The sequence below is a fragment of the Seonamhaeicola sp. genome, from assembly GCF_028281565.1.
Classification (GTDB): Bacteria; Bacteroidota; Bacteroidia; order Flavobacteriales; family Flavobacteriaceae; genus Seonamhaeicola.
Genome location: NZ_JANQJQ010000009.1, coordinates 155421 through 165086 on the forward strand (window position 1 = coordinate 155421; position 9666 = coordinate 165086).

7 protein-coding genes are annotated in these 9666 nt (G+C 39.7%); 2 read left to right on the plus strand and 5 right to left on the minus strand.

Annotation, left to right across the window (positions count from 1 at the left end):
* Positions 1-40: 40 nt before the first annotated feature.
* The 5 genes from Q0983_RS04010 to Q0983_RS04030 all read right to left on the minus strand — a co-directional run bounded on the left by Q0983_RS04010 (position 41) and on the right by Q0983_RS04030 (position 6595).
* A complete protein-coding gene (locus tag Q0983_RS04010; RefSeq protein ID WP_299549075.1) occupies positions 41-1309 on the minus strand; it encodes a glucose-1-phosphate adenylyltransferase in 1269 nt (422 codons plus the stop codon).
* A gap of 40 nt (positions 1310-1349) precedes the next feature.
* Positions 1350-2552, minus strand: coding sequence for a glycogen synthase (gene glgA / locus Q0983_RS04015; RefSeq protein ID WP_299549078.1), 1203 nt, complete (start codon positions 2550-2552; stop codon positions 1350-1352).
* Positions 2553-2831: 279 nt separating this feature from the next.
* Complete coding sequence (gene lepA, locus Q0983_RS04020; RefSeq protein WP_299549081.1) at positions 2832-4628, minus strand: translation elongation factor 4; 1797 nt, start codon at positions 4626-4628, stop codon at positions 2832-2834.
* Between the two features lie 83 nt (positions 4629-4711).
* A complete protein-coding gene (locus Q0983_RS04025) occupies positions 4712-5494 on the minus strand; it encodes a class I SAM-dependent methyltransferase (protein WP_299549084.1) in 783 nt (260 codons plus the stop codon).
* Between the two features lie 3 nt (positions 5495-5497).
* Positions 5498-6595 (minus strand): hypothetical protein, encoded by a 1098-nt coding sequence (locus tag Q0983_RS04030; RefSeq protein ID WP_299549087.1) that lies wholly within the window; start codon positions 6593-6595, stop codon positions 5498-5500.
* Positions 6596-6735: 140 nt separating this feature from the next.
* On the opposite strand from Q0983_RS04030, the gene Q0983_RS04035 reads away from it, so the two are divergent.
* Both Q0983_RS04035 and dusB read left to right on the plus strand, forming a co-directional pair.
* A complete protein-coding gene (locus tag Q0983_RS04035; RefSeq protein ID WP_299549089.1) occupies positions 6736-7956 on the plus strand; it encodes a M20/M25/M40 family metallo-hydrolase in 1221 nt (406 codons plus the stop codon).
* Positions 7957-8002: 46 nt separating this feature from the next.
* A complete protein-coding gene (gene dusB / locus Q0983_RS04040) occupies positions 8003-8998 on the plus strand; it encodes a tRNA dihydrouridine synthase DusB (protein WP_299549098.1) in 996 nt (331 codons plus the stop codon).
* Positions 8999-9666: the final 668 nt, after the last annotated feature.

A 9666-nucleotide genomic window follows, 5' to 3' on the forward strand; every position in this document is an offset into this window, starting at 1 on the left:
TTTAATGACCGTAATACCTAAAGAAAAAAGTTATTAGTTGTTATTGAATAATAGTGTTTTTAGGGATTACAGCATCTTTTTTGATGACCACAATACCGTCTTTAATACAATAGGTGTCTGTTTCCGTGTCTTTCAGATGGCTGCCTCCATTGATCCTGACATCGTCACCAATACGACAGTTTTTGTCTAAAATGGCATTTTTAATAAAGCAGCGTTCGCCAATACCCATCAAAACTTCAATTTTATCAGTTTCCATTTCTTCAAGGGTTTCATAAGTATCATTTCCCATCATGTAGGTATTGATGACAGTGGATTCTTTTCCAATTCTTGACCGAATACCGATTACCGACTTTTCAATTCTGGAGGCGCTTATAATACACCCTTCAGAAATTACAGCTTTATCCAGAATGGTTCCGGCAACTTTAGTAGTGGGGAGCATTCTGGCATGGGTATAAATACGTTTGTTTCTATCGTATAAATCAAATTCAGGAATATCATCTGTTAATCCAAGGTTGGCTTCAAAAAATGATCCTACAGTTCCAATGTCAGTCCAATACCCTTCGTATTGATAGCTTAGGGTTTTATGCGAATCTATGGCCTGAGGGATAATTTCCTTTCCAAAATCATTGGTGTCCGGGTTTTCCATCAATTTAATTAGCAAATCCTTGTTAAAGATATAAATACCCATGGAGGCCAGATAATGACGTCCCTGATCTTTCATTTCCTCACTTACTTCCGAGGTCCACTCCGGGAGTAAACTGGCTTCGGGCTTTTCAATAAAAGAAGTAATAATGCTTTCTTCGTTTGCTTTAAGAATACCAAATCCGGTGGCATCTTTGGCGTTTACAGGAATTGTTGCAATAGAGATCTCGGCGCCGCTTTCCTCATGTGCTGCAATCATTTTATCATAATCCATTTGATATAACTGGTCACCTGATAAAATTAAGGCGTACTCAAAATCATTACCTAAAAAATGGTGCATGCTTTGCCTTACAGCGTCTGCTGTTCCCTGGAACCAGGTTTTATTATGAGGCGTTTGTTCTGCCGCTAATACATCCACAAAGGCACTACTAAAAAAACTAAAATGATAGGTGTTTTTGATATGTTTATTTAAACCGGCAGAGTTAAACTGTGTTAACACATATATCCGCTTAATATCAGCATTTATACAATTCGATATGGGAATATCTACCAACCTGTATTTTCCGGCAATTGGAACCGCCGGTTTTGAACGCTTTTCAGTTAAAGGATATAATCTTGAACCTTGCCCACCTCCTAAAATAATCGATAAAACTTTGTCATTTATCATAATAGTCGTTTTTATTTTTAGTGATTAGTTGTTGTAATTTCTATATCAAAGATTTGTAAAGTGCTTCAACTTGTTTAGCAATAGCTACCCAGTCAAAATGCTCTTCTACACGCTTTCTTCCGTTCACAGCCATTTTATGTCGCAAGGCATCGTCACTAATGACTTTATTGATACCCTCTGCCAGGTCCCTGGAAAACTTATCCGGATCAATAGGCTCAAAAGGCGCCACATTTTGTTGCTCCAACGGAATTAGTATGCCGGTTTCATCAGGAACCACCACTTCTTTTATACCACCAACAGCACTTGCCACTACAGCAGTGTTGCAAGCCATAGCTTCAATATTTATAATCCCGAAAGGTTCATAAATAGATGGACAGCAAAATACAGCGGCGTGAGAATATAGTTGAATAATTTCTTCCTTGGTTACCATCTTATCAATCCAAATGACGTTGTCTCTGGTTTTCTTGACCTCATTAACAGCATCTTCCATTTCTTTGCTAATTTCCGGCGTATCAGGCGCTCCTGCACAGAGTACAATTTGCGTATTGGGATCAATATATTTGATAGCATTCACTAAATGAATGATTCCTTTTTGGCGTGTAATCCTACCAACAAATAACACATACGGTTTTGTTTTGTCAACACCATAAGCATCTAAAGTAGCCGTTTCATCGGTTACAACATATTGTTGGAGATTGATCCCGTTATAAATAACATGCACTTTGTCTTCGTCTACATTAAAATGTGTCAGGATATCTACTTTCGTTTCTTCCGAAACTGCTATAACGGCATCCGCCATTTCCAGGGCCGTTTTTTCTACCCAGGACGAAGCGTCATATCCTCTCCCTAACTGTTCACGTTTCCAGGGTCTTAAAGGTTCTAAGGAATGCCCCGTTACAACTAGCGGTGTCCCGTAACAAAGTTTTGCTACGATACCTGCAAAATGTGAATACCAGGTATGACAGTGTACCACATCGGCATCAATGGCTTCGGCATTCATATGAATGCCCGTACTTAGGGTTTGAAAAACCGACTTTAACTTACTATTCGAATCTTTAAAAAGGGGATTATCATAAGGAAAGCCCTTAACGGCCATGTTATCGTTTTGTTCGTCCTGATCGCCAAAACACCTAACATCAATTTTCATTAGTTTGGCAAGTTCGGCTGCCAGATATTCAACATGTACGCCTGCGCCACCATAAACATAAGGTGGAAATTCTCTAGTAAAAAAAAGAGCTTTCATATAGATTTCTCCAAGGGATTAGTTAATTAGTTTTACGATATGATAAATGATCGTTCAAACAATAGATCGTTGTTTATAAACATACAAAAATATTGTTAATAACTTTGTTGAAATCTCATTTTTGAAGAAAAAAAAGCATTATTGAGAATAATTGAAATTTTTGTCAAAGAAATTCAATAAATTCCGAATTTTTCCACTAATATTCTATAAAATTTAATAAGGTCTTCTGGTAGGGACTGTTAGGTTTTTCGCTTTGAGATAAGTGGTTTTGAATGTGTTTTAATCATTCAACTTTAAAACTGCCATAAACGCTTGTTGAGGAATCTCTACATTACCCACCTGGCGCATCCGTTTTTTACCTTTTTTCTGCTTTTCTAACAGTTTGCGTTTACGTGAAATATCACCCCCATAACATTTGGCAGTTACATCTTTTCTTAGTGCTTTAATGGTTTCCCTGGAAATGATCTTGGCCCCAATGGCTGCCTGGATAGGAATGTCGAATTGTTGACGCGGGATCAATTCTTTAAGCTTTTCACACATCTTTTTACCAATGGTTTGGGCATTATCGGCATGGACTAAAGCCGAAAGCGCATCCACCGGTTGTGCGTTCAACAGAATATCCACACGTACTAATTTTGAGGTTCTCATACCGATAGGGTGGTAGTCAAACGAGGCATAACCTTTTGAAACGGTTTTTAACCGGTCGTAAAAATCAAAAACAATTTCAGCAAGCGGCATATCAAAATTAAGTTCTACACGCTCCGGAGTCAAATAGGTCTGATTGGTGATCATACCGCGTTTGTCAATACACAAACTCATGACGTTGCCCACAAAATCAGCTTTTGTTATAATGGTTGCTTTAATATAAGGCTCTTCAACACGGTCTAAAGTAGAAGGGTCCGGTAAATCACTTGGGTTGTTTACAATGATAATATCGTCCGGCTGCTTTTTTGTGTAAGCGTGATAGGACACATTGGGAACGGTGGTTATCACGGTCATATCAAACTCACGCTCCAGGCGCTCCTGGATGATTTCCATATGTAGCATCCCTAAGAATCCACAGCGGAAGCCAAAGCCCAGGGCTGCAGAACTTTCAGGTTGAAAAACTAAGGAAGCATCATTGAGTTGCAGCTTTTCCATAGAAGCACGTAACTCCTCGTAATCATCTGTATCAACAGGATAAATACCGGCAAACACCATGGGTTTTACATCTTCAAACCCTTCAATGGCATTGGTGGTTGGGTTTTTTGCATCGGTGATGGTATCACCAACTTTTACTTCGCGTGCATCTTTAATACCGGTGATCAGGTAACCAACATCCCCGGCTTTTATTTCATTTTTAGAAACCTGATTGAGTTTTAAGGTACCAACCTCATCAGCAAAATAAGTTTTACCGGTAGCAATAAACTTAATGTTCTGCCCTTTTTTTATGGACCCGTTTATAACTCTAAAGTAGGTCTCAACACCTCTAAAAGGGTTATAAACAGAATCAAAAATTAATGCTTGTAGAGACTCGTTTAGGCTTCCTTCAGGTGCCTGAATACGCTCAATTACGGCAGCTAAAACATTGTCAATTCCAAAGCCTGTTTTACCACTGGCGTGGATCACTTCGTCTGGATCGCAGCCTAACAAGTCCACAATATCGTCAGTGACTTCCTCCGGGTTGGCGCTTGGTAAATCTACTTTGTTAAGTACCGGAATAATTTCCAGGTCGTTCTCTAACGCTAAATATAAATTTGAAATGGTTTGTGCCTGGATACTTTGAGCGGCATCCACAATTAAAAGGGCCCCCTCACAGGCGGCAATAGAACGGGATACTTCGTAACTAAAATCAACATGGCCCGGTGTATCGATCAGATTCAAAACATAGGTTTCACCTTTGTATTCATATTCCATTTGAATGGCGTGACTCTTAATGGTAATACCACGTTCACGTTCCAGATCCATATTATCCAGTAACTGATCCTGCTTTTCCCTGTCGGTTACAGAACCGGTATAATCCAATAAGCGGTCTGCAAGCGTACTCTTACCGTGATCAATATGGGCGATGATACAAAAGTTTCTAATGTTCTTCATTCGTCTGTTTCTTACTACAATAGAGGCGCAAATATACTCTATTTATTGAAGATAAAGCTAGTTTTTTATATCTCCAAATACTTTTATTTTCCAGCAACAATATACAGATAATCTCCCAGGGTATTTTGATACGATCTCATAACGTTTTTAATGGTGCCGACATCGATATCTTTTCTTAAAGAAGCCAAGCCGTTTTTTACCTCTTGGTCGTTTGATAAATCTGAAAACGACGAAATACCGTTTCTTATTTTTGGATCAAAATACAGTTCAGGGTTGTCTTTGCCACCGTATAAAAATTTGTCTTCTAAATCCGGTTGAACACTATATGTTTCGGTATTTAAAATTTGAAATCCGGATGGTTCCATGGCGTCTCTGACCAGTTCTAAAGATGGCATTTGATCTATGGAATCTTGTAACATCTTTGGAAAGTAATGGTTTAACCAATACCCTTCCATTTGCCCGGGCGTTGAGGTGAAGATCACCAGGGTTCCTTTAGGTTTAAGCACCCGGTATAATTCTGAAAAGGCTTTTGGTAAATGCTTCCAGTGATGTATTGTTAAGCCGGCTACAATGCCATCTATAGATTCCGATAATAGTTTGGTGTTTTCGGCAGTCCCCATACGATACTCAATAAAGGCGTTTTTATTTCTGGCTTCTTCCAGCATGCTTTCTGAAGGATCCATACCGATAAAATGATAACCTTTCTTTTGAAATTCGTTGGTGTAATTCCCTGTACCACAACCTATATCCAGATAGAGACCATCCTTTTCAGGTTGCAGATGAAATAACATGCGTTCCACTAAATACGGATCCGGTTTTCGAGTATCATTATAATCTAAGCCTATTTTATCGTATTTGGTATTCATAAACTAATCCTGCCATTCGGCAATAAATAAATTAGTGTCTCTGGTGCCACCATTATTCCGGTTAGAAGAAAAAGCTAAATACTTGCCGTCATTGGAAAATACCGGAAAGGCATCAAAGGTTTTGCTATGAGTGACACGTTCCAGGTTTTTACCATCAATATCAATTAAATATAGGTTGAACGGAAATCCGCGTTCTGCCTCAAAATTTGAAGAGAATAAAACTTTTTTCCCTGAAGGATGGAAAAACGGGCTCCAGTTTGCGTTTCCTAAATCTGTCAGCTGGCGCAGGTCACTGCCATCGGCATTACAGATAAATAATTCCATGTCGGTTGGTTCTACTAATCCTTCAGCCAATAGTTCTTTGTAGTCTTTAATTTCCTGTTCTGTTTTTGGCCTGGAGGCGCGGAAAATGATTTTAGTACCATCGGGTGAGAAAAATGCGCCGCCGTCATAACCCAATTCATCGGTTATCTGTGTTACATCGCTTCCGTCGAGATTCATAGTGTATAATTCCAGGTCGCCACTTCGGGTAGAGGTGAACACAATCTTATCCCCTTTAGGTGATACGGTCGGTTCGGCATCATAGCCTTTTTCATGGGTTAATTGGTTGACGATATTCCCTTCCAGGTCGGCTACAAAAATGTCGAATGAATCATAAACCGGCCAAATATATTTGCCATTTTTTCTCAATGGGGTTTCCGGACAATTGTCATCGGCTAAATGGGTTGAGGCATAAATAATATGCTTGTTATCCGGCAGAAAATAAGAACAGGTAGTTCTGCCTTTTCCGGTACTAACCATAGGTGGCGCAACACTATCGAAAGTGTCATTAAAATTCATTAGGAACATTTGATCGCAGCCCACATTCCATTTGCTGAAATTGGATTGAAACACTAGTTGCTTATCGTCAAAACTCCAATACGCTTCAGCATTATCGCCGCCATGTGTTATTTGCCGGATCGATTTAAAGTGTTTTTCTCCCGGAAAGATCAGGGAGTCTTTTACAACTTCAGGTTGCGGATCTTTTTGTGAAGCCGATTTTGTTTCATTTTTACAGCTGACAAGTGCTAAAATCAGAATGACAAGGTATAACTTATGCATAGTAATGACTAAATTTGTATAAAGTAAATTTATTAAAATTTAAGCGAATGAAATGAGCCATAATAACTAAACGGAATATCCACCAAAATGTTTAATGGCGAATTACATCTGACCTATGTATAACAATAAAATTTAAACAGATGAAATATTGTAGCCTACTTATTTTTTTGGTGGTTTTGATAGCGTGTAAATCCAAACCGGCAGACGTTTCAATTAAGGACGATGTAGTTTTCTTATCGGATGATAAACTGGAAGGCAGGCAAACCGGCACTAACGGAGAAAAGGCCGCCGCCAATTATATAGCTCAAAGGTTTGAAGATCTGGGAGTTGAAGCCAAAGGAACAGAGAACTACCTGCAACCTTTTACATTCAAACCAAAAACCAATCCACACCAAAAGGTGAGCTACAATGTAAAAGCAGGCGATAGTACCATTACCGGACTCAATGTGATCGGGTTTATTGATAATCAGGTAGAAAATACTATTGTTATTGGCGCACATTACGACCATTTAGGCTATGGGGCCGAAGGCTCTTTACACAGAGGCGCACGGGCTATTCACAATGGTGCCGATGATAATGCCAGTGGCGTAGCGGTGTTGTTGGACCTGGCTAAAAAGCTTAAAGAATCAAACCAAAACAACAACTATTTGTTCATCACTTTTTCAGGTGAGGAAATGGGATTATTAGGGTCTAATTATTTTGTGAAGAACCCGACCATTGATACAAAAAAAGTGAACTATATGATCAACATGGATATGGTTGGCAGGTTAAAGGCCGATAGTACCCTGGCGGTTTACGGCGTCGGGACGTCACCTATTTTAAAGCAAACGGTGACCTCAAATAATTCTAAATTTAAACTGATCCAAAAAGAGTCGGGGATTGGCCCAAGTGATCATACCTCATTTTATAATGCCGATATTCCGGTGTTGCACTTTTTTACAGGGCAGCATGAAGATTATCACAAGCCAACGGATGATTTTGAAAAGTTGAATTACGAGGGCATGCAAACCATTTCGAATTACATTTTTGAGATTATTACCGATTTGGACGATAATGGAAAATTGCCTTTCAGAAAAACAAAAAATGAAAGTGATGATACACCACGTTTTAAAGTGGTTTTAGGCGTGGTACCGGATTATTTATACGATGGAAAAGGCATGCGAATTGATGGGATAAGCGAAGGGAAACCGGCTCAAAAAGCGGGATTGCAAAAAGGCGACATCGTGATAAAATTAGGAGATAAAGACGTTATTGATATGATGTCTTATATGATAGCATTATCAGCTTATGAAAAAGGAAATAAAACCAAAGTGGTGGTGGATAGAAACGGCACTGAAATAGAAGCCGACATAGAATTTTAGATATGTCGTTCGTTTTCAATACTTTTGCAAACCAATTTTAATGAATGTGGTAAAAATAGACAACATAGAACTTCCGGATTTTCCATTGCTTTTAGCGCCTATGGAAGATGTCAGCGATCCGCCTTTCCGTGCGTTATGCAAGGAACAGGGTGCCGATGTTGTATATACCGAATTTGTGTCCAGTGAAGGGTTGATCCGCAATGCGGCTAAAAGTGTTATGAAGCTGGATATTTATGAAAAGGAGCGTCCGGTAGGGATCCAGATCTTTGGAGCTAACCTGGATAGTATGTTGCAGACCATTGATATTGTTGAAAGGTCCAATCCTGATATTATCGATATCAACTTTGGTTGCCCGGTGAAAAAAGTGGTCAGTAAAGGTGCCGGCGCTGGTATTTTAAAAGATATCTGTTTGATGGAAAAGCTCACCGCTGAAATGGTGAAGCGTACCAACTTACCTGTTACGGTTAAAACCCGTTTGGGCTGGGATCACGATTCCATTAGAATTGTTGAGGTTGCCGAAAGGCTTCAGGATGTGGGCTGTAAAGCGATTTCTATTCACGGGCGTACGCGTGCCCAAATGTATAAAGGTCATGCTGATTGGAAACCCATTGCCGCCGTAAAGAACAATCCCAGAATGCACATACCTGTGTTTGGAAATGGGGATGTGGATACCCCGGAAAGGGCTGTTGAAATGCGTGACAGCTATGGACTGGACGGCGCCATGATAGGCCGTGCCAGTATTGGAAACCCCTGGTTTTTTAAACAGGTGAAACACTATTTTGAAACGGGGGAGCATTTACCACCGATCTCCTTGACAGAGCGTGTGGAGGCGGCCCGCAGGCACTTGCAAATGTCTATTGAATGGAAAGGCGAAAAGCTAGGTGTTTTTGAGACCCGCCGTCATTATACAAATTACTTTAAAGGCATTCCTAACTTTAAGGAATACCGCATGAAAATGGTAACCAGTGACCATTCGGAAGATGTGTTTGCTGCTTTTGATGAGGTACTGGAAAAATTCGGAGATTACCAGTTTACACATTAATGCACTTCTACTAAGAGCTACCGTATATCCACAAACATATTGGATTTATTTAACCCTCCGAATCCCGATTTCCATCGGAATCCACCTCCCTTCAAAATAAGGGAGGAGCTGGCTTTTCCAGTTTTATTGTTCCTAACGGTTCAAACGATCCTTACCTTGGCTCTCCCCTTAAATTTAAGGGGAGAATGAATTTCGATTTTCTTAAAATCGGAAGAAAGAGGGGTTTTTATCCCAATTATTTTGGGAAGTTGGGTAATTTACATTTGGAACGCAAGGGTATGGAGTTATGGTGCTGGAAAAGTTTGGAGATTACCAGTTTACACATTAAAATCTTCCTTAATCCTTCCTTTACCTCGACTAAGCTTAGTGCGGGCTTAGGAGGAAAACCGTTGCTTTTAAAATATATGAGTTTGAGTTTCCCTGCTACTAAGAGCTACCGCGTACCCGGAAACATATTGGATTTATTTAACCCTCCGAATTCCGATTTCCATCGGGATCCACCTCCCTTAAAAATAAGGGAGGAGCCGGCTTTTCCAGTTTTATTGTTTTGACGGTTCAAACCATCCTTACCTTGGCTCTCCCCTTAAATTTAAGGGGAGAATGAATTTCGATTTTCTTAAAATCGGAAGAAAGAGGGGTTTTTATCCCAATTATTTTGACAAGTTGGG